This is a genomic window from Alloalcanivorax mobilis, from assembly GCF_002864685.1.
Classification (GTDB): Bacteria; Pseudomonadota; Gammaproteobacteria; order Pseudomonadales; family Alcanivoracaceae; genus Alloalcanivorax; species Alloalcanivorax mobilis.
Window position 1 is genome coordinate 1 of record NZ_NMQZ01000055.1, and the last position, 19,759, is coordinate 19,759.

15 protein-coding genes, 1 pseudogene and 1 other annotated feature are annotated in these 19,759 nt (G+C 58.2%); of the genes and pseudogenes, 5 read left to right on the forward strand and 11 right to left on the reverse strand.

The annotated features are described in order from the left end of the window. Positions 1-161 precede the first annotated feature (161 nt). Positions 162-1,088: a nucleotidyl cyclase domain-containing protein gene (locus tag CGS25_RS17845; RefSeq protein ID WP_232802491.1), complete on the reverse strand. Its 927-nt coding sequence runs from the start codon at positions 1,086-1,088 to the stop codon at positions 162-164. 247 nt (positions 1,089-1,335) lie between these two features. Here CGS25_RS17845 and ppc point away from each other — a divergent pair, with 247 nt between their 5' ends. Then, complete coding sequence (ppc, locus tag CGS25_RS17850) at positions 1,336-4,008, forward strand: phosphoenolpyruvate carboxylase (protein ID WP_198588846.1); 2,673 nt, start codon at positions 1,336-1,338, stop codon at positions 4,006-4,008. 265 nt (positions 4,009-4,273) lie between these two features. On the opposite strand, the gene CGS25_RS17855 is transcribed toward ppc, so the two are convergent. After that, a complete protein-coding gene (locus CGS25_RS17855; RefSeq protein ID WP_089034551.1) occupies positions 4,274-4,999 on the reverse strand; it encodes a dienelactone hydrolase family protein in 726 nt (241 codons plus the stop codon). Positions 5,000-5,333: 334 nt separating this feature from the next. Between CGS25_RS17855 and CGS25_RS17860 the strand changes: the two genes are divergently transcribed. Continuing rightward, positions 5,334-6,023 (forward strand): transposase, encoded by a 690-nt coding sequence (locus CGS25_RS17860; protein WP_089032814.1) that lies wholly within the window; start codon positions 5,334-5,336, stop codon positions 6,021-6,023. Between the two features lie 173 nt (positions 6,024-6,196). On the opposite strand, the gene CGS25_RS17865 is transcribed toward CGS25_RS17860, so the two are convergent. After that, positions 6,197-6,526, reverse strand: a complete 330-nt coding sequence (locus CGS25_RS17865) for a helix-turn-helix domain-containing transcriptional regulator (RefSeq protein WP_089032813.1) — start codon at positions 6,524-6,526, stop codon at positions 6,197-6,199. 952 nt (positions 6,527-7,478) lie between these two features. Here CGS25_RS17865 and CGS25_RS17870 point away from each other — a divergent pair. After that, a complete protein-coding gene (locus CGS25_RS17870; protein ID WP_157933873.1) occupies positions 7,479-8,147 on the forward strand; it encodes a transposase in 669 nt (222 codons plus the stop codon). Between the two features lie 394 nt (positions 8,148-8,541). Next, a complete protein-coding gene (locus CGS25_RS17875) occupies positions 8,542-8,817 on the forward strand; it encodes a BrnA antitoxin family protein (RefSeq protein WP_089032811.1) in 276 nt (91 codons plus the stop codon). Between the two features lie 280 nt (positions 8,818-9,097). Here the strand turns inward: CGS25_RS17875 and CGS25_RS17880 are convergent, their stop codons facing one another. From CGS25_RS17880 to CGS25_RS17905, 6 genes are all read right to left on the reverse strand, one after another. Next, entirely contained in the window at positions 9,098-10,084 is a 987-nt protein-coding gene (locus CGS25_RS17880; protein ID WP_101676304.1) for a transposase, read from the reverse strand. A 272-nt stretch (positions 10,085-10,356) separates the two neighbouring features. Beyond that, a complete protein-coding gene (locus CGS25_RS17885) occupies positions 10,357-11,313 on the reverse strand; it encodes an Rpn family recombination-promoting nuclease/putative transposase (RefSeq protein ID WP_101676311.1) in 957 nt (318 codons plus the stop codon). A 314-nt stretch (positions 11,314-11,627) separates the two neighbouring features. Continuing rightward, complete coding sequence (locus CGS25_RS17890) at positions 11,628-11,930, reverse strand: helix-turn-helix domain-containing protein (protein ID WP_101676305.1); 303 nt, start codon at positions 11,928-11,930, stop codon at positions 11,628-11,630. After that, positions 11,914-12,297, reverse strand: coding sequence for a type II toxin-antitoxin system RelE/ParE family toxin (locus tag CGS25_RS17895; RefSeq protein WP_101676306.1), 384 nt, complete (start codon positions 12,295-12,297; stop codon positions 11,914-11,916). The genes CGS25_RS17890 and CGS25_RS17895 overlap by 17 nt, the downstream gene beginning before the upstream one ends. Positions 12,298-12,563: 266 nt before the next feature. After that, positions 12,564-12,869 carry a helix-turn-helix domain-containing transcriptional regulator gene (locus CGS25_RS17900; RefSeq protein WP_089032806.1) on the reverse strand — a complete coding sequence of 102 codons (306 nt, stop codon included), beginning with the start codon at positions 12,867-12,869 and terminating at the stop codon, positions 12,564-12,566. Further along, positions 12,866-13,195: a type II toxin-antitoxin system RelE/ParE family toxin gene (locus CGS25_RS17905; protein ID WP_101676307.1), complete on the reverse strand. Its 330-nt coding sequence runs from the start codon at positions 13,193-13,195 to the stop codon at positions 12,866-12,868. The genes CGS25_RS17900 and CGS25_RS17905 overlap by 4 nt, the downstream gene beginning before the upstream one ends. 855 nt (positions 13,196-14,050) lie before the next feature. On the opposite strand from CGS25_RS17905, the gene CGS25_RS17910 reads away from it, so the two are divergent. Then, positions 14,051-14,512 (forward strand): hypothetical protein, encoded by a 462-nt coding sequence (locus CGS25_RS17910; protein WP_101676308.1) that lies wholly within the window; start codon positions 14,051-14,053, stop codon positions 14,510-14,512. 213 nt (positions 14,513-14,725) lie between these two features. Here the strand turns inward: CGS25_RS17910 and CGS25_RS17915 are convergent. Together CGS25_RS17915 and CGS25_RS17920 are read right to left on the reverse strand one after the other, a co-directional pair. Then, positions 14,726-15,899, reverse strand: a pseudogene (locus tag CGS25_RS17915) (IS3 family transposase). Continuing rightward, positions 15,569-15,684, reverse strand: a sequence feature (AL1L pseudoknot). Its footprint overlaps the pseudogene before it by 116 nt. Before the next feature lie 261 nt (positions 15,900-16,160). Further along, entirely contained in the window at positions 16,161-19,676 is a 3,516-nt protein-coding gene (locus CGS25_RS17920) for an Ig-like domain-containing protein (RefSeq protein WP_101676309.1), read from the reverse strand. Between the last annotated feature and the right edge of the window lie 83 nt (positions 19,677-19,759).

Sequence of the window (19,759 nt, forward strand, 5' to 3'; positions counted from 1 at the left end):
GCCGTGGGAGCGGTCCTTGACCGCGAACCGAGCCGAAGGCGAGGCGGGCTTGGCGGAGCCTCTTCGCGGTCAGGGACCGCTCCCACATAAAAAACAAACACCGTCGCTGGCTGGGCCTGCTCCTACTCAAAAGACAAACCCGATGCCGCGCTGCCGTGGGGTTAACTCAGCGGCGGGGCGTGCGCGAGCCAGTGGCTGGGGTTGTCGCGGGTGCGGGGCATCACCGTTTGCAGGTGGTAGAGCACCTGTTCGAGGGCGGCGTTGGCGCTGTTCAGGGTCATTACCGCGGCGCGCAGGCCGGGTTGGCGCTCGCGCAGGTCGTGCAGCACTTTCTCGGCGGCGCCGGTGGCGGTGCAGGGCAACAGCAGGGCCAGATGCTGCTCGTCGTAGCGGGCCACGATGTCACTGCGGCGCAGCCGCTGGGCCACGGTTTCGGTCAGGGCGGCGAGGTCGTCGTGGTGCAGCAGCACCAGGGTGAGCGGCGATGACAGCCGATCGTGCAGGGGGATCAGCCAGCCGGCCGTGCTGGTCAGGGCGCCGTGGCTGATAAAGCCGGTTTGCGGGTCGCGCCAGGCGGCTTCCAGGGCGGAACGGGCCAGCACCTGGTTGCGCCAGATCATCAGACCGAAGTACAGCATGCAGACGGTCAGCGCGGCGAGCAGAAACAGGCTCGCGGAAGTGCCGGGCTCGCCGCTGCCCTGGCTGATGCGAATCGGCAGCACAATGGCGAGAATCACTTCGGCGCCGGCCAGCATCACCAGAAAACGCTTAAGGCCGTACAGCAGGCCGTTGCTGAGCACCGCCAGAAACAGCAGCGCCATGGTGGGCGGCGGCTCGCCGCCGTCGATCAGCATCACCACGCCCAGCACCACCAGATCCAGGGCCGAGGCGAACAGGGCGGCATTGGGGGTGCGGGCCAGCAACAGCAGCAGTTGCAGGCCCAGATAGCCGCCGGCCAGCACCCAGGGGGTGGCGGCGGGCAGCGTGAAGAAGAACGCGGGGGAATGGTTGAAGTAGATCACCGCCAGCACCGCGAACAGCGCGCGTGCCAGATACTGCAGGATGATCCCCCCCTGCTCCGAAGACATTCGGCTGGAGTTTTCCATGACAAGCCCTAAGTGGTAACCGACGTATGGTGCGTTACCGCCGGTGCGGAATAAAGACACCGGCGGGTGTAATCTTGTAAAAAGGCTCCGCCGGCGGGCCGCGCCGGGGCGTTGGCATGGCATATTGAGGGGCAGTCTGGAGCGGAGCGTGGGTTGCTCCGCCCTCCGGGGCTCTCAAAAAGAGCGCCCTTGAAGAGGTCTTCGAATCGACAAAAAAGACGGGAGAATCATGTCCGTGGATCAGGATCAACACGCGCCACTGCGTGACGACGTGCGCCTTTTGGGCGATGAGCTGGGCGTGGTGCTGCGCGAGCAGGCCGGTGAAACGTTGTTCGAGACCGTCGAAACGATCCGCCAGGCGGCGGTGGAAAGCCGCTCCAGCGGTGAAATGGAACTGACGCGCCTGCGCGCGCTGCTCGACCCGCTGGATGACGAGACGTTGCTGGAAGTGGCGCGCGCGTTCAGCCAGTTCCTAAACCTGGCGAACATCGCCGAGCAACGCCACCGCGAGCGGCTGCACCGGCACCACCAGCGTTACCCCGGCGACCCGGACACCGACCAGGGCCTGCGCCAGGTGCTGGCCGGCCTGAAAAGCAAAGGCGTGGCCCCGAGCACCATCGCCGACACGCTGCGGCCGTTGTCGGTGGAGCTGGTGCTGACCGCGCACCCCACCGAAGTGACGCGCCGCACGCTGATCCGAAAATACGACCAGATGGCGGATCTGCTCACCGATCTGGACCGCCCTGATCTCACCAGCGAAGAGAGCCACGCGCTGCGCCAGCGCCTGCGCGAGTTGATTCTCTCCGCCTGGAGCACCGATGAGATCCGTCGCGAACGGCCCACGCCGGTGGACGAAGCCAAGTGGGGCTTCGCCACCATTGAACAATCCCTGTGGCGCGCCGTGCCCCAGGTGATGCGCGACATCGAAGCGGAGCTTGGCCACGCCGGGCTGGAAGCGCTGCCCGCCGATTGGGTGCCAATCCGGTTCGCGTCCTGGATGGGCGGCGACCGTGACGGCAACCCCAACGTGACCGCCTCGGTGACCCGTGAAGTGCTGCTGCTGGCGCGCTGGATGGCCGCCGATCTGTACCTGCGCGATGTGGAAAATCTGCTGGCGGACCTGTCCATGCACAGCGCCAGCGACGAATTACTGCAACACACCGGCCCCAGCCACGAGCCGTACCGGGTGGTGCTGCGTGATGTGCGCGATCGCCTCAAGATCACCCGTCGGCGCATGGAGGCGTTGGTGGAAGGGCGCGCCGTGCCGGACGGCGACGAGGGTTTTGTGCGCGGCCAGCAACTGCTGGATGAGCTGCTGCTGATTGATCGCTCGCTGCGCCAGGTGGGGCTGGCGGCAATCGCCGATGGCCAGCTCAAGGACACCCTGCGCCGGCTCAACTGTTTTGGCATCACCCTGCTGTGCCTGGACGTGCGCCAGGAATCCACCCGCCACACCGCCGCCTTGGACGCCATCACCCGCTATCTGGGTCTGGGTGGCTACGGGCAATGGGACGAGGCGCAAAAGCAGGCGTTTTTGCTTGCCGAACTGGAAAGCCGCCGGCCGCTGGTGGACGACGCCTTCTACCGCAGCGACCTGTGCGACGAAGAGGTGGGCGAGGTGCTGCAGACCTGCAAGGTGATCGCCGAGCAGGGCCCGGAAGGGCTGGGCGCCTACGTGATTTCCATGGCCAAGACTTCCTCCGATGTTTTGGCGGTGATGCTGCTGCAGAAAATCGCCGGCGTGCGCCAGCCGATGCGCGTGGTGCCGCTGTTTGAAACCCTCGACGACCTGAACAACGCCGGCGACACGATGAGCGCGCTGCTCGACATTCCGCTCTACAAACAGCGTGTGGTCGACGGCCAGGAAGTGATGATTGGCTATTCCGATTCCGCCAAGGACGCCGGCTTTCTGGGCGCCGCCTGGGCCCAGTTCCGCGCCCAGGAAAAGCTCACCGCCGCGTTCCGCGCGCAGGGCATTCCGCTGACCTTGTTCCACGGCCGCGGCGGGTCGATTTCCCGGGGCGGCTCGCCCACCCGCATGGCGCTGCTCTCGCAGCCGCCGGGTTCGGTGGCCGGGCGCATCCGGGTGACCGAGCAGGGCGAAGTGATCCGCTTTAAATACGGGCGCCCTTCGGTGGCCGCCTACAACCTGGAGCAGTACGTGGCCGCCACCCTGGAAGCCACCTTGCTGCCGCCCGGCGAGCCGGAGCCGCAATGGCGCGAGGCCATGCAACGGCTCACCGATGTCTCGGTGGCCGGCTACCGGCAAGTGGTGCGCGACGACCCGGCGCTGGTCGGTTATCTGCGCACCGTCACCCCGGAAACCGAACTGAGCCGGCTGGCCCTGGGCAGCCGCCCGGCGCGCCGCAAGGCGGACGGCGGTGTGGAATCTCTGCGCGCCATCCCCTGGGTGTTCGCCTGGACGCAGATCCGTCTGATGCTGCCCGCCTGGCTGGGCACCGGCGCCGCCCTGGAAGCGGCCCTGGAGAGCGACGCCGACACCGCCGTGGTCCGCGACATGGCCGAGCACTGGCCATTTTTCCAGGGCGTGGTGGACATGCTCGAGATGGTGCTCGCCAAAGCCGACACCCGGGTGGCGGGCTGGTATGAAGAACGCCTCACCGACGACCCGGAACTGACCCGCCTGGGCGACACCCTGCATGAACGGCTCGCCGCCACCGTGGATGCCCTCGGCCGCCTCACCGGCCGCGCCAGCCTGCTCGACAACAACCCGGTGATGCGCTGGTCGATCCGCGTGCGTGATCCCTACACCGACCCGCTGCACCTGCTGCAGGCGGAGCTGATGGACCGGCTGCGCCACCGCGACAGCGACGCGGTGCTGGAAAGTGCTTTGATGGTCACCATCGCCGGCATCGCCGCGGGGATGCGCAACACCGGCTGATCCAAGGTGGGGTTTGTGGGGTTTGTGCGTGTCCCGTCTTGGCGGGGGTTTGTGCGTGTCCCGTCTTGGGTTAGTTCATGCGGGGCCAGTTTATGCGTGTCCCATACCGCGATGCCCGCAAACTTCATGCGTGTCCCATCTTGGCTATCTTCCCATCCTGGGCCATTCTGGGACGCGTGCGTGTCCCGTGTTGGGTGGGATGATGTTTGTGCGTGTCCCGGGGATGCGTGCGTGTCCCGTGTTGGGGTATGCACGACCGTGGAGCTTAGGCGGACAACGTTTTTTCAAAAAACGTCAGTACCCGGCGCCAGCTGTCTTGCTCTGCGTCCGGGTCGTGGCGCGCCCGCAACGGTGAGTACCAACCGAGCTTGCGGAAATAAAACGTCTGATGATCGTTCATAAAGGAATGACCGGCATGCGGGTAGGTCTTGATGTCGTGGGGCACGTTGAGGGTGTCCAGATGGTGCGCCAAGCGTTCACCGTGATCGCCATAAACCAGGTCTTTTTTCCCCCAGCCGCCCACCGCCGGGCAAAGGCCGGTCAGGGCCGAGGCGCGCTTGGGCACGCCTCCGTAAAAAGGCGCCACCACCTGAACCGGCGCTCGCGCCGCATACAAGAGCGCGAACCGGCCACCCATGCAAAACCCCATCAAGGCAATTTTCGACACCGGCGCCTGGGTTTGCTCCAGTAGCCATTGCCGGCAGGTCTCCAACTGTACAAAGGCCTCGCCCCGGCCGCTCTCGTGGGCTTTCAGTGTTTTCACCACGCACAGTGCCCGGGCGCCGGGTTGATCGTAGAGATCCGGGGCCAACACCGCGTAGCCGTTGTCGGCCAGGCGCCGGGCAATGCGTTGAATGTCATCGCCGTAGCCGAAAATATCATGAATCGCGATCACCGCCGCCTTCAGGCCATTGGGCGTTTTCGGCACAATCCAGCGCGCGCGCATGACATGCCCACTGGGCAGCGTAATACCGATTTCCTGATCGTTCATGATGCTCACTCGGGCTTCCTGATTATTGTCAGCCTACCCCAACACCGTTTTATTGACATTGATCGGGTTGCGATTGGCCCGATTGGCGCTTAACTTGGCAAGGCCATAAGGTTGAAGCTGAAAAGAAAACGAATCAAAAAAAGGGGACAGATATATACAGCGATGATATTGAATGGCCATCAATGCCGATCTCGATAAAGTTGCTGTCCCCTTTTGCGTAAATCAGGGGCTTGCCAGGAAAAGGGGACAGGTACTTTTTTTAAACTGGTGAAACCTTTCTGATTCGTTATAATTATTTTCACGCGACATTCATAATTATTATATCGAGGGTAAGATGCCACGGACGAGGCGTATCGTTCTTCCTGGTCATCCCCACCATATTCTGCAACGGGGACACAATCGGCAGTCTGTGTTCAAGGGAGACGGGGATTATCTGCAATACTTGCTGGACCTGCGTGAACTCAAAGATGTGTTCGCGGTGAAGCTGCATGCGTGGTCGATGACCTACAACGAAGTGCATTTGCTGCTCACCCCTGGCGAGAGCCCCACGAATCTTTCCGAGTTCATGAAGGCGCTGGCCGCGCGCACCACCCGCCGTCGCAACAGTACGGAGCGGCGCACCGGCACGCTTTGGGAAAGCCGTTTTCGCTCCAGCCCGGTGGAAGACAACTGGTTGCTGCCCTGTGACCACTACATCGAGAGCCTGCCCCTGGAGTATGGCGTCACCAACGCCCTGGACAGCTACCCCTGGAGCAGCTTCCCAATGCGCATGGGTCTGACCGACGAAGACTGGCTGGATCGAGACCGTGGCTATCTGGCGCTGGGCGACAACGAGGAATCCCGGCGCAGTATCTATCGCACCTACATCAACAAACCGCTGGATAAAGACGAGTGGCGGCGGGTGCACCAGGCGGTGCTGCGCTTCCAGCTCACCGGCGACAGCCGCTTCGCCGACGAAGTGGAAGAGATCACCGGTATTCGTATCGATAACCGGGGCCGGGGCCGGCCGCCCAAGCGCCACTGAAAACCCTGGGCCCGGCCATTGCGTCGAAAAGCACGGACCGGTCGCTGGCCGCCTGGGCAAAGATAACCTGGGCAAAGATAAAGAGACGTGGGCAGCGACGCGGATCCGCCCGCGCTGCTGCCCGAAACACTGAACACCCCAAAGCGTCCCCCAATGCCTGCATGCTCAGACGTTCAAACCGGGTCGCCGGGTTCCACCGACAGACGCACACCCACGGCCAAGGCGATGGCCACCAATATCTGCAAGGAAGGGTTGCCATCCGGCGACAGCGCTCGTTGAAGCGCCACACGCGTGACGCCTGCCTGGCGAGCAATCTGAGCCAGGCCGCCGTAAGCCTCGACCACGTCACGCAACGCCAGCAGGCCGGCGGAGCGGCGCTCCGCGGTACTCAGCGCCTTGAGCGCGGCTTTCAGATACTCCACCGTGAAAGCCCGGCTGGCCTGCAACTCAAGAATCGTTGCGTCGGTGTACGAAATGTAGCCGGGCGTTGCGTCGAGTTCCATCGGGCAAGGTTCCTTTTCTTTTTAATTCAACGCGGCCGCCTTTGCTTACCTGGCTGCACAAGCGTTTGAGGTGGCGTAGCGTCCGTCTTGCCCCTACCTTCCGCTTTCTTTCTTTGCCATCTGCCTGCCATTCACCCACGTGCCATCCACGTGTCACCCACGTGTCACCCACGTGTTGCGCTATCCAACAGTGCGGTCCGCAAGGCGTTTGCTGGCGGGCGGTGAATGGTGAGTATGAAGGCTTGGAAGAGCAGCGGGTATCAGACATCCCAGTAAGTAGGTGTGCGATATTGTCCCGGTTTGTTGTGCGCCATTGCTTGGTTGATCGCCGCGAACCCCTTCGCGAAGACCTGACGGCGGTGTCCGGGTCTTCCAGGCAAGAAAAAATCGACCGATTGAGAAGTGTTACCATATTACACAAGCGTGAAAAGTTCGTGATGATGTGAACGGCTGTTTGTTTTGGCACTATCGTAACAGGTCAGCAAAAACAAACGCTTAGCCTTCAATGTAATCAGTCTGTGGATGGGTGTAGGCAAAAGGTCACGAGCGGATCGAAAAGCTGGAAAAAAAGAACAAACTAAAGTCGTTTATTTACTTATCGTGAAGACATGGCAGAGACAAAGGCACCATTGTGTTGCCAGAACGACCGTGAGAGGCATTTTGTCGCATGATTCCGTAAAAGGGATCTGTCCCATTTTCTATAACAAGTTGTTTTTCCTGGGATTTGGATTTCCTTTTCCATGTTTTCATTTTTTAACAGGGGGGCGGGAAATAAAATTATGGACAACGCTCTTGGCCGATCCTTGTGGGTTTGGGCGGTCTCGTTCAAGCCTTTGTTTTGAATGATTTTTTCAGAGATGTTTCATTTATTTGCTTGAAACTAAGGCCTACACTCCGGGAAAAGACAATAACCGGATTGGGGGTAAGGATGCCAAGGACGCGGCGGTCGGCAATGGTCGGTTACACACATCATATTCTTCAATGCGGGCACAACCACCAGCCGGTGTTCCGCCGCGAGGTGGATTACCGCGAGTACCTGATGGAAATGGAAGAGCTGAAGTTCAGACTTCAGGTTCAAGTGCAGGGTTGGTGTCTTTTCCCTGAAAGAGCGCATTTGCTTGTTAGTCCGATGCGCAGCACCCGGGCGTTGGGCGAATTCATAAAAGAGCTGGCCGGGCGGCACACGCGACACTTTAATGCCCGCTACCAGCATGCGGGCACGCCCTGGGGTGGCCGTTATCGTTGCAGCCTGGTGGAGCCGGGGCCCTGGCAATTGGCCTGTGTCCGGTACTTGGAATTGTTGCCGGTTTATCAAGGGCTGGTCTCCGCGCCCCGGCAATACCCCTGGAGCAGTTATACCATGCGTTTGGGAGGCACCGATCGCGACTGGCTTGACCGCGACGCGCATTACCTGTCTCTTGATCGTGACCGCATCCTGCGCCGTTCGCTCTACCGGGATTACATCGCCCAGGGCATCGACCCCAAAGAGCGCGAATTCATTGAGGCGGCGGTGAGGCGCGGCCAGCTCACCGGCAGCCGCGAATTCGTCGATAAGGTGGAAGCCCTGACCGGCCAACGTATTCTGTTCCGTGGCCCGGGCAGGCCGAAAAAGAACAAGTAGGCGCGGTGGAGGCGTACCGATTGCTGGTAAAGGATGCCCGGCCACCAGTGGTACTGGCGGTTTCGCACTCTGGTGGCAGGCATATGCTTACTTGAACTTGCGCTTTAGCGTACACGTTCTGGTGCTAAAGTCGCACAGCCAGAGGGTGACCCAGGCTTCATAGTCTTTATTTGAAAATAAAAATCGCCAAAAGCCAAAAGAAGAAAACGGAAACACGGCAAGCCCAAAAAACCTGGTAGTTATTGACCGGGTCGTTAAAGGCATATTTAAAAAGGACTCCCGTGCCGGAGCCGTTCGTGCCATCAAAGAGTGAAGAGCGTTGCTGTCAGTGACGTGCTGGTGAACGCGCTGCGATGGCTTTCGATTGTTCGCATAGTGATGATGGGGTAAAGCAATGAGCACTGACAAAAAGAATCCCGATTCTGTTGGGATGGAAGGTGGCGAAGCGCCAGAACCGGACGGCCGTTTCCCCGACTGGAAAGCCAAACGTCGCCATCGGAAACTGATCGATGCCCAGATGAGGCCGGACGCCCCGCGAAAGCAACGCCTTGTCATGGCTCTGGATAGAGACGTACTTGACGCATTCCGAACCGGCGAACCCGGGTGGCAACTGCAGATCAACGAAGCACTGAAGGTGTTTCTCAAAGAGCATGACCCCGAGGAGCTTTAGATGGGTGACTTTTAAGATGGGACACGCATGGATCCGTCCATGAATCCCTAAGCGGGACACGCATAAAGTCGGAAAATGCGTGCGTGTCCCGTTTTGTGTTTTATGCGGGAAGATGTATGCGTGTCCCAGCCTTGGATTAGCCTTGATTGAACTGATGGTGGTGGTAAGCCGCTTTTCTCGTTCAGCAAAGAATGGGGATGGGCGGTGACGCAGGGGTGGTGGGTGTTCTGGACTGCTTCGATATAGAGATTTTCTTGCCCCGCTGCTAGGCGGCTCGCGGCTAGGACAGCGCCGCCGCGGCCCTCCAACCGGCGATCCAGCAACGCCCGGTTGATCGGGCATAGCGCATCAGACAAGACATCGAGCCCGTCGCCACGGGCTGGCGATGTTGTCCTGGTTTCATATGTGTTAACCAGGCTCTGTGATCAATGCCCAGACGAGCCAATATGCCGGCCGCCTCCTCAGTTATGGTTCCGCGTTTGCCCTGCAGCACGGCTCTGCCGGTATCGTCGACCAGCTCAAGGTAATCGAGCAGCTGTATTCCGCACACGCTGGTGTCGGGCCCGTTGCCTGGCGAGGAGGCGCCGGCCAACGCGATAAGTTCAGGCATCTCGGCACTGTCGGTTTTGCGTTTGAGAGTGCACACACGCTGTTTCACGGAAGTATAGTCCGACTCCTCCGGCGTGTGCGCCATACAAGCCCGTACCGGGTTCAGGTCCACATACGCCATGCAGCTTAATACTGCCCTCTCGTCAAGCAGCGCCTGGCATCTGTAGCGGCTTTCCCAGAAGCGTCCCTTACAAGCGTCCTCCTGGTTGGCCCTTCTGGCCAGGTGTTCATTCAGGCACTTCATGAACCAACCCAGATCAAACAAGCGGGCGCGCCAGGTGGCGATGATCTCCCGAGCACGCATTGCCTCCGCTGCGTTGCTTTGACCATCGAGCCAAAGAGCGACCAGCGAAGGCCCTTTGAAAAAGCGCATCCACCTTTCGGCGACTTCTTCGTCCGACCACGAGGCCGCCTGGTCCCGGTTGATCTTTATTACCACATGATAATGGTTGGACATCACAGCGTAGGCGCACAGCTCGATGGCGAATGCATCCACCAAACTAGCAAGACGCTCAACGACCCACTGACGGCGGTGCTCATAGTCCTGCCCGGAATAAGCATCGCGACCACAAAGGAAGGCGCGCCGAACGCAACGGCAGACACAGTGGTAGTACGGTGTGGATTCGAGAGAGACGTGGGTGTGGCGGGCGCGGGTCATGGCAAGCTCCTTATTGATTCATTGCCTGAAACTACGCGCTGACGAAGCCCCCTTCTATAGGAGTTCACCGCCAAGGGATGTAGGAAATCGTCTAAATAGTGCGTGTCCTGCTTTCCGTCCGGTACTGGAGGATGTGTGCGTGTCCCTTGTTGTTGCCTTGTTGTTGTTGGTGGTGGTGTGTCTTGATCAGTGATTCGAGGAAATGCTTGTAAGCGCTTCTGGGGGCAGGCAGCGACGACACCTTTGGGGCCTGCCGGCCGGTTTCGCCGGCCTTATTGAACCAGATCGTCCAGGCAGGAGGCATCGACAACGCGGTCAGCCAAGCGTTCCAGCTCATCCTGGGAGGCGCCTTCCAGGCGCAAGCGAAGCTCAGCCGGGACGTCGCCGAAGCGCCGCTGTATCAGGCGAAGGACCAGCGTGCGTTCGCCATCCAAGCGGCCGCGTTTGACGCCCTGCTCGACGCCTACGAGGCGTTGACGCTCCTTCCATTCCTCGAACCGATTGGTGATCATCTTGTACGCCTCCTGCAGGTCGTGCATCTCGGGGAAGGTTTCGCCAGGAAACCATTGCGGCAGCCGACGGCGCAGCCATTCCAAAAAGGCCCGGCGCAAACCGGCCTGTTCGGGGCCCGCCAGCCACTTTACCAAAAGTTGAAGAACGCCGGCCACCTCATCAGAAGACCGGTGATGCTCTAGCCGGAACAACGCGGCCACCAAGTTGTTGAGCGGCTGCGCCTGGCTCGAGGCGTAGGCCCCTTCATCGATCAGCAGAAACCCCTGGTTGGGTTGGAAGCGTTCCAACCCGTCCGGCGGTGGCTGAATCAAAGGCCGCACTTCGGTGGGCGCTCGCCAGCGACGTTCACCGTTGTAAAGCACGACCGGTAGCACGGGCGGCAAGCGACGGTCGGCGCCGAGCTCGCCGCGACGGATCAGGTCCTGATGGAGCAAAGCGGTATAGACCATAATGCGCAGAGCCATGAAGCGGTCCACCGACGACTGAAACTCCAATAGCAGATAGACATAAAGCCAATCCTCGCCCCAGCGTATTCGCCAAACGGCGTCACCGTGCCGGCCACGCAGGTCATCCGTGACGTAGCTGCCGTTCATCTTTTCCAGAGAATCCAGGTCCAGCGCCGCGGTCCATTCCTGGGGCAGAAAGCCGACCAACAGATCCTGGATCATCCGATCGTGGGAGAAAAGAAGCTTGTAGATCGTGTCGTGCTCGTCCATGGGCACCTCGTCGATGTCGGTCACCAAGCGTGGCCGGGACGAGTCGGGGTGTCTGTCCTACGGCACGGACAATCTTTGTAAGCGAAGACGGAAGGATGGATAAGCGAGCGGAGACGTAAGGACGGAAAAGGACACGCACAGGTTGATAAATCGTGCGTATCCCCTATTTGGACACATGGATATGGCACGGCCGGCTCTGGACGTTAATGCATGCGTGTCCCGTATTGGCGTGTTAACGCGTGCGTATCCCGTATTGTTGGGCGCGGGGAAAGATGTGCGTGTCCCCTGTTGGGGGGGGGGCGGGGGCGCATGGGCTAAATAATAGCTTGGATGCCTTTGTCGGCGAGTAGGTTAAGCAGCTTAAGGGCTGGTCCGGTGGGGTGAGTTTCGCCTTGCTCCCACTTGCGTATAGTGGAGGCGGTTGTATGCAGGTACCGGGCGAATACTTGCTGGCTGAATTTCAGTTGTTCGCGAAGGTGTCTGATGTCCGCAGCGTTCAGCTTCCTTACCGGTGGCGGACTGATGGCGTCGAATTCGCGCATTGTGATCTTATCGATGGCGCCGGCCTTGTGCAGAGCGGCAAGGTCGGCCCGCAGGGATTCAGTGATCTTGCTCATTGCAGTGGACCTCCAACAAAACACCTGTCTCCAAGGTCTTCAACAGGTCTTGGGCGGATAAGCCGAGAAAAACCTTGGCGGCGAAGCGCAGTGCCCGGGTTTCTTCAGGCGTAATGTTTGCTCTGTCGCCTTTCGAAAACGCATGGAGAAAGACATAGCGTTCACCGGTACGGGCCGCGAGCAGGGTTCGATACCCGCTCCGTTTACCCTCGCCGGCCCGGGCTATGCGCTTCTTGTAAAGGCCGCCACCCAGCTCGGCATTTACCAGGCCACATGCCATCTCTTTGACCGCGGTGCACAGCGCGTGGTCTGGCATCTTCTCCCGCGTTTGCCAGCGCGCGAAATCCCTGCGTTTGAAGACGTCCATTCCTGATCAATCCTGAAGTATGCCCGTAACGGGTATGGATATCCAGTTCGCGAAAGTCCGCCAAACGGCACTCTTCGCTCCCCTTAATCCACCAAAGGGTAACCTTCCCGATGATTAAGAACTGTAAGCCAAGGCTGAAAAGCGCGTCAGCGATATGGGGAGAAGTGGGAGGAAAAGTGGGACACGCACGGATATGACGCGGCCGGCCTTGGACGTGAATACGTGCGTGTCCTTTATTGTGCGTGCTGCTGCTTCGGCGTTCAGGTTCAGGGGGTGGGGCCGTCAATGGGCTGGACGGCTAGCCGCAGTCCCATGACATGAAGAATCGCATTTACATTGCCGAGCTTTGGATTCCCGTGCTCAGAAAGTGTGCGATAAAGCTGGGTTGGATTCAGGTGTGCCTTTCTGGCCACTTGGCGAACACCACCAAAACTTTTAGCAAGCTGACGGAGCGCGATCATCAACTCAGCCTGGTCGCCATCAGCCAAAATACTATTAAGCAGTTCTGCCGCAGTGGCCGGGTCATCACGGAGCAGCTCGGCCACTACATCGTCATGGGGGCGGTCTTTCATGAATCTTTCTCCTGGTCTTGCCAGTCCTGCCAATAGGTTAAGGCTAGCTCAATATCCCGGTGTTGGTGTCGTTTGCTGCCACCGCAAAGCAGTAGCAAGATCGATTGGCCGGCGCGGGCATAATAAATGCGATACCCCGGTCCAACGTCGACGCGAAGCTCCCAGACTCCCTCCCGGCAGGGTTTATGATCGCCCAGCTGACCCAATTCAAGCCGGTTCAATCGCCTTATGATAGCGGCTTTTCCTCGCGGATCACGTAGCCGGCGGAGCCATTGAGCTAGTGGGCTGATGCCGCGGCGATCAATGTATTGGGAGAGTTTATACACTATCTTTTCGTCGTTTTAAAACGAATTATGTATGGGAGGCCGACTTGGCCCCAGGATGTTCTCAGTTTGTGAAGACTAGCCTGGGAGTTGGGGGGCGGCTGTAAGTCAGGGCTGAGATGCGCGTAGGAAATATCGGAATGGTGTTCCTGATGCGGAAAGCCGATTGGGGGATACGCACAAGATTGATAGAACGTGTGGGTCCCCGTACTTCTTGCGGTAATACGTTTGTGTACTTTCATCGAAACGCCCAGGGCTGGCGGGCAATGTCTGTATGTCTCTTATTGATGGGGAACAGCGGATGTTGGAGACAGGAGATGTGGGACACGCATGAATATGACGCGACAGGCGCTGGATGTTAATGCATGCGTGTCCCGTATTGGGGGGGGAGGGCGCGGGCGGCTCTTGAGTTGTGTGGTGGGTTGGGTGGAAAGATGTGCGTGTCCCTTGTTGGGAAAGAGCGGGGTTTGATGGTGTGTGGAAAAGTAACGGGTGTGGGCGATGGATTACGGGTTTGTAGGTTTTGGCTTACATTTTAGGGGGGAGGGTTGGCGGTGTTTGCTCTGTCCCCTTTTTAAAATGGGGGTGAGATTTCAAGAAAGACAACAAATCAACCCCTGATTTCTTCAAAAAGGTGCCAGACCCCTTTTTGTAAGTGCTTATTTTAATGGCAACTTTACATTGTAACTAAAATAAAGTTTGAAAAGGGACAGATGAAGCATTGTCAGCAGCGCGTGAAGGCTCGTAGCTTTGACTTGTCGGCGGGGCATTCGTTCCACCGGCTGGGGCAGACCATGGAGCAGTAGGGCTGCCTCAAATAAGACAAACAGTCAAAACTAAGTTAAATGGAGAAACATCATGAATATCTCAATGAAAAAAGGTTTGCTGGCTTTGGCCGGTGCTGTGGCTCTGGCGGGTGCTGGGAGCGCCCAGGCTGCGACTTATGTCGGCACAACTATCCTGACTGCGGGCGGCACGCCTGTTCAATGCGTTTTAACTTTGACCGCAACCCCGGCTTCTGCCCCGGGCGGCACTCTGACTGTTACTGGGGCTACCGTTGCTCCGCCTACCAGTCCGCTCTGTAACCTTGTAGTCACCAGTAACTTCAATTGGACTGCCACGTACCCTGGCGGCACCATGGGTTCCTTTACCTTGATGACCCCAAGAGCTCAAATTCCTGAGCTTGGTGTTGACTGTTTCGGTGATATCGAGGGCATTATTTATACCGACAGCAATAGTGATTTGGAGCCGGAAACCGTGCAGCTTAACAGCCTGGATTTCGGTGATTGCACTATTGAAGGAACACTTACTCTGCAGTAATAAAATTTAAGATAAGAACTTGGAAAGACGGGCCCTATGGATTAGGCCCGTCTTTTCTAATAGGTATGGTTTGGCCTTTGAAGTAGGCTCTGAAACTATAGATGCTGCCCATTTTGAATGGGTGTTGAAGGTGCCCGCAGATGAATATGCCGATAAGCTGTTTTCTTTGGGTTGTGAACTGCCCCGAGTTTCGCGGAGGCTGTTTGGTTTAAGTCAGGCTGCGATGGAAGCCTGACTGTTGAGTTGCCTGTAGTAGTTTTCCTCAGCTTCCGCCGGTGGGATATATTCCAGTGGCCCCATCAGTCGCTGATGGTTAAACTAGGACACTCACTCCAGCGTTGCCAGTTCCACGGATTTCACGGATTTCATGGACTTCCAGGGGCCGCACCGATGGATCATTTCCGCTTTGTACAGACCGTTGATGGTCTCGGCCAGGGCGTTATCGTAGCTATCGCCCTTGCTGCCCACCGACGGATCGATGCCGGCTTCGCCCAAGCGTTCCGTGTAGCGAATCGAGACGTACTGAAAATCTCTGTCGGAGTGGTGAATCAAGTTCTCCGAATCGCCGGGCTGACGGGCGTAAAGGGCTTGCTTCAATGCGTCGAGCACGAAGTCGGTGGTCATGGTGCGGCTGACGCGCCAGCCCACGATACACCGGGCGAAAACATCAATCACAAAGGCCACATACAACCAGCCCTGCCAGGTCGAAACATAGGCGAAGTCCGAGACCCAGAGCTGATTGGGGCGATCCGCAGTGAATTGGCGGTGAACCCGATCCAGCGGACACGGCAGCGAACGATCAGAAACGGTGGTGTGCACCGTCTTGCCTCGGCGTATGCCGCGTAAGCCCAGGCGACGCATGAGCCGTTCCACGGTGCAGCGCGCCACGGGAATGGCTTCCCGGTTCATCTGCTTCCAGAGCTTATCGGCGCCATAGACCCGCAGGTTGGCCTCCCAGACACGCTCGATGTGCGGAATCAGTTGCTCATCCCGCTTGGCTCGGCCGCTACGAAGCGCTGGATTGCCCTGTCGGGCCGCATGACGTCGGTAGGCCGATGGGCAATCCGCAGCACTCTGTAGATCGGCTCGACCCCATAAATATCGCGGTGCTGATCCATGTAAGCGCTCAGGACTTCAGTTTGCGGTCGAGCTCCGCCTGGGCGAAAAAAGCGCTGGCTGTGCGCAGGATGTCATTGGCGCGCCGTAATTCTTTGTTCTCGCGCTCCAGCTTCTTCATGCGCTGGGCCTCGGCCGTGGTCGTGCCGGGTCGGTCCCCGGCATCAATCTCGGCACGTTTGACCCATTCCAGCAGCGTCTGCGGCACGCAGCCAATCTTGGGGGCCGCCGCTCACAGCGACGGGTGCTCGCCACGGTGCTCTTGCACCAGACGTACCGCTCGCTCTCGAACCTAAGGGGAAAACTTGTTGGATTTCATCATGGCTTCATTCTCTCAGATACGAGAGCCTTCTCAAAACCCGGGGCGGTTCACAAAGAAAAATGAGGCCGCTATTTCAATGCTTGATGGTATAAAGCTTAGACCGAAGGACGGTGGCAGTAGGGGTGAGGTCGTAAGTAAAAATGACTGATAAATATAATTGCTTATAATGATAAATCTTGGAGTGGGGCGACAGCGATGCCGCCCCTTTTATTATTTTATAGGTGAAGAAACGAAACTAAGGAGGCTTCCTTTTGCTGGTATTTGTAGATACAAAATGGTGAAGGGGCTCGTGCCTCGCAATTCGAAATTCACTGGTTCAATGTTGTATTGTTCGATTTTCATCCTCCCGTCACTCTGAAAAGTGACTGGGCCGCTCAGATTGAATTGAGACTGGTAGCTATAAAAGTTGTGTGTCGTTCCTATGACGCCCGTCGCATCCGAAATGTTTTGCTGGAGTTGAGGTGCGCTTAAGTATAAGTCTACGGTTGCTGTAAAAGTTGGGTTTCCATTGCCGTCTTTCTTGATCCATCCAGGGACTGGCTGTGTCCGTGCTCCGTTTTCGTCTTTGCTGTATCGCATTCTCATGATTTGAAGGCCGCTATCGACTGGCATGTCAAAGCGATTAGCCCAGGGCTTTAAAACAGTCAAGAAAGAGGTGGTTACAATTTGGCCAGGCCAAAGGTTAACCTTTAGCCCTTTCCCTTCGATATATTCCGAAGTGACATCTCCATATAAAGCGCTATTAAGGTACGTAAATTTTTCCTTGGGGCAAGTGGCTGGAACGCCAGACCTACAGTTAGGCCCTGAAGATCCTGTAATATCTGGACATCCAGCGGCCTCGAATTCGGGGAAGCTCTCATACCCGCAGCCCGTGTTTCCTCCATAATAACGAAGATTTCCGGACTGTCCGTCTAATGGCAATCCTGTAGTCGTGTTGTACGGGTTTTCATACGTGTCTATACCATAAAAAGTGGATATGATTTTCGCGCTGTTCGGCCTCGGATTCACGCCCTCAGGATCATAAATTTGATCTGCATTTTCGTCTGGCTCATTTGAAGCACTTCTCTCTTCATTGCTGTAAGTGGTTGACTTTCTAATTATCCACCCTGCGGATGCTTGAAGTTCAAAGCTGCTTTGCGATATCTCTCTGTTTTTTTCGTAAATTAAATTGCTGTTTACGTCAGTGATCGGAGAAGTCTTGAGTGACTGCAAGACCTCCTTTGATTTCTCTTCCCCGATAAAATATTGTTTGAGATCTGGGCCGCCGCCGGTAGGGGATACAGAAGCAATAGTCTTAATGGTGTGGTCTTGGTCGACCGCGTTTAACTGTGCTAAATCTGTTACTTGTACTATGCCCATTATTTGAGTTTGTAAGGGTAGGCCGATTTCATCGCAGATGGCTTGTGTTCCGTCGCATACCGCTAAACTTGACGATATGTCACCGTTAGATTTTAAAGTGTAAGAGTAAAGGCTGCCGACTTCCCAGGGCATGTCAGGAGTGAAGATTAATTGTCGAGACTTCTTCTCGATTTTCCCCGCAATACTTCCTAATGAGTTTCCGTGAACATCAATTTTTTCAACAAGAAAACTTCCTGATAGTGAAACAGATTCTCCATCTATGTTTTTGGAAAAACTTATTGCTATGGGGCGGTTTGCAGGAACAGAAATTATTGGTAGTAGATCATCTTTTTCAACATTGTCGCTTTGATCCGAGATGCCCCCAAGGCAGCGGCCGGATATGCCGTGCTCTAAGTCAATAGTGCTAGGGTCCAAGGCGCATGGGAATCCCGGATACAGTCCGGTTATGTAAGGTGATCTTTTTACCGCATCTAGCTCAGTTGTTGTTCCAAAAAAAGTTTCCTTGCGCTTTTCTACTTTCAATGGCAACCCAAACCCCTCATCAAACCCCTCCTGAAACACATTCCCCGCCAAATCAGTAATCCCATTCCCCAACTGCAGCTCATAACTGATCGGATTCAGTTCCTCGCTGTATTGCAGGGGCTCCTTGGGTTTGACGACCAGGGCGGCGCCGTCCATGTAGTAGTCGATGTCCTGTTCGAGCACGCCGCTGTTGTCGGTCTTATAGAGAGTGACGTTGCCGGCGATGGTGGCGCGGTCGAGTGGCTCATCGAAGTTGAGGATGATCGGGTCGCCAGGTTTGGCCATCTGGCTTTTGTCGGGGCCGCCCTGGGCGGTGAGGTCTTCGAGGGTCCAGCTTTGCAGGGTCGGTGGGGTGGTGTCGGCGACGGTGTTGTCGGGCGGGTTTTCCTGGTCGGGGTAGCTTTGCAGTTGGAAGCTGAGCAGGCCGTAGGCGAATTCCTGGCCGAGCACGTCGGGTTCCACCATGGAGACGGCGTCGAGGTTGAGCACGCCTTCCTTGGGGTCGACTTCGCCGACGCCGACCAGCTCGATGTGCAGCAGGTCTTGTGTGAAGCCACCGTTGGCTTCGGCTTCTTCGGTGCTGATGGCGACGTCCATGAACAGGTGGACGATGCGCAGGGCGTCGTCGCGCTGGCTGTTGTAGGGGTTGGGCACCAGGTAGCCGGTGGCGTCGGAGAGGAAGTGCATTTTCACGGCGCCGGATTGGATGCCGGCGGGGACTTCGCCACCGATCATCACGTCGATGTTGGAGCCGGTGAGAATGGTGTCTCGCGGAATGCGGATGGGGGTGACGTCGGTGTAGACGGTGACGTCGCCGAGTTCGGCGCGCACGTCGCCGCGGGGTTGGGTGGCGCTGTTGTTGCCGAGCAGGGTGGCGTTGACGGGCACTTCATTGACCGGCTTGCCGGTGAGCAGGGATGTGGTTTGCCGGTTGTTGGAGTCGGTGATGCGCTGCACCAGGATGGCCGGTTCGCCCCGGGGTGAGGAGTCTTTCGGGGTGAAGGTGATCTCGGTGCCGGCGAAGGTGCCTTCGCTTTCGTCATCGGCAAAGGTGCTGGCGAGGCTGTCGCCGATGCGCAGGGTGTAGGTTTGGCCGGCGTCCAGGTATTCCTGCTTGGGGTCGACGGTCATGTAGGGGCCGTCGATGAGCAGGGCGGCGTCCACCAGGTTGCCGTCGGCGTCGAGCAGGGCGACGGTGTCGTCGGGCTGGCCGGTGACACCGCTGTCGAGGCCGTAGTGGGCGGTGGCCTGGTCGATGGGCTGGGTGAACTGAAGCCGGAAGGTGGAGAAATCCATCACCGGTTCGTTGGTGTCGCCGCTGGGAATGGCGCGGCTGAGTTTAAAGGCCGGGTCGGAGACCATCAGGCTCTTGGGGCCGCGTTGCAGGGCGCGGGTTTTGAAGTGCACCTGGCGGTTGGCGGCGGTGCCTTTGTCGAGCTTGAGGTCGTTGATCACCACGGTGTAGTCGGTGAGCGGGTCGAGTTTTTCCACCGGGGTGAGCACGATGCCGCGCTGGTCGTCTTCGACCATGGCGGTGGTGTACTCAAGCTCGGGGCCGTCGGCGTCGCCGGCGTGCAGGGTGATGGCTTGTTTGGCGTCGTCTTCGGTGACGTCGCTGGTGAAGCGCAGCACCAGCGGCGCGGGGGTGGCGACTTCGGTCTGGCCGTCATCGGGGTAGGCGTAGAGCAGGGATTGCCGCGAGGCTTCGGCGGAATCGTTGCCGGGGGCGCTGCCGCCACCGCCGCCACAGGCGCTGAGCAGCGCCGCGGAGCAGAGCAGTAACGCGGGAACTTGCGTGATGCGGGCCGCCAGGCGGGCGGCGTTATCGGGCTGTATTGTTTTCATAATACCCTCTTAGAACTTCATGCTGATGGAACCACCGAAGACGTTGATCTCGCCGTCGGTTTCCACGTAGTCGTCGTTGCCGG

Coding starts and splice junctions, on each gene's coding strand:
- CGS25_RS17920 (WP_101676309.1), bottom strand. CDS start 19,676: ATGAAAACAATACAGCCCGATAACGCCGCCCGCCTGGCGGCCCGCATC.
- CGS25_RS17890 (WP_101676305.1), bottom strand. CDS start 11,930: ATGAGCAAGATCACTGAATCCCTGCGGGCCGACCTTGCCGCTCTGCAC.
- CGS25_RS17885 (WP_101676311.1), bottom strand. CDS start 11,313: ATGGACGAGCACGACACGATCTACAAGCTTCTTTTCTCCCACGATCGG.
- CGS25_RS17875 (WP_089032811.1), top strand. CDS start 8,542: ATGAGCACTGACAAAAAGAATCCCGATTCTGTTGGGATGGAAGGTGGC.
- CGS25_RS17900 (WP_089032806.1), bottom strand. CDS start 12,869: ATGAAAGACCGCCCCCATGACGATGTAGTGGCCGAGCTGCTCCGTGAT.
- CGS25_RS17860 (WP_089032814.1), top strand. CDS start 5,334: ATGCCACGGACGAGGCGTATCGTTCTTCCTGGTCATCCCCACCATATT.
- CGS25_RS17855 (WP_089034551.1), bottom strand. CDS start 4,999: ATGAACGATCAGGAAATCGGTATTACGCTGCCCAGTGGGCATGTCATG.
- CGS25_RS17880 (WP_101676304.1), bottom strand. CDS start 10,084: ATGACCCGCGCCCGCCACACCCACGTCTCTCTCGAATCCACACCGTAC.
- CGS25_RS17870 (WP_157933873.1), top strand. CDS start 7,479: ATGGTCGGTTACACACATCATATTCTTCAATGCGGGCACAACCACCAG.
- ppc (WP_198588846.1), top strand. CDS start 1,336: ATGTCCGTGGATCAGGATCAACACGCGCCACTGCGTGACGACGTGCGC.
- CGS25_RS17845 (WP_232802491.1), bottom strand. CDS start 1,088: ATGTCTTCGGAGCAGGGGGGGATCATCCTGCAGTATCTGGCACGCGCG.
- CGS25_RS17910 (WP_101676308.1), top strand. CDS start 14,051: ATGAATATCTCAATGAAAAAAGGTTTGCTGGCTTTGGCCGGTGCTGTG.
- CGS25_RS17865 (WP_089032813.1), bottom strand. CDS start 6,526: ATGGAACTCGACGCAACGCCCGGCTACATTTCGTACACCGACGCAACG.
- CGS25_RS17895 (WP_101676306.1), bottom strand. CDS start 12,297: ATGGACGTCTTCAAACGCAGGGATTTCGCGCGCTGGCAAACGCGGGAG.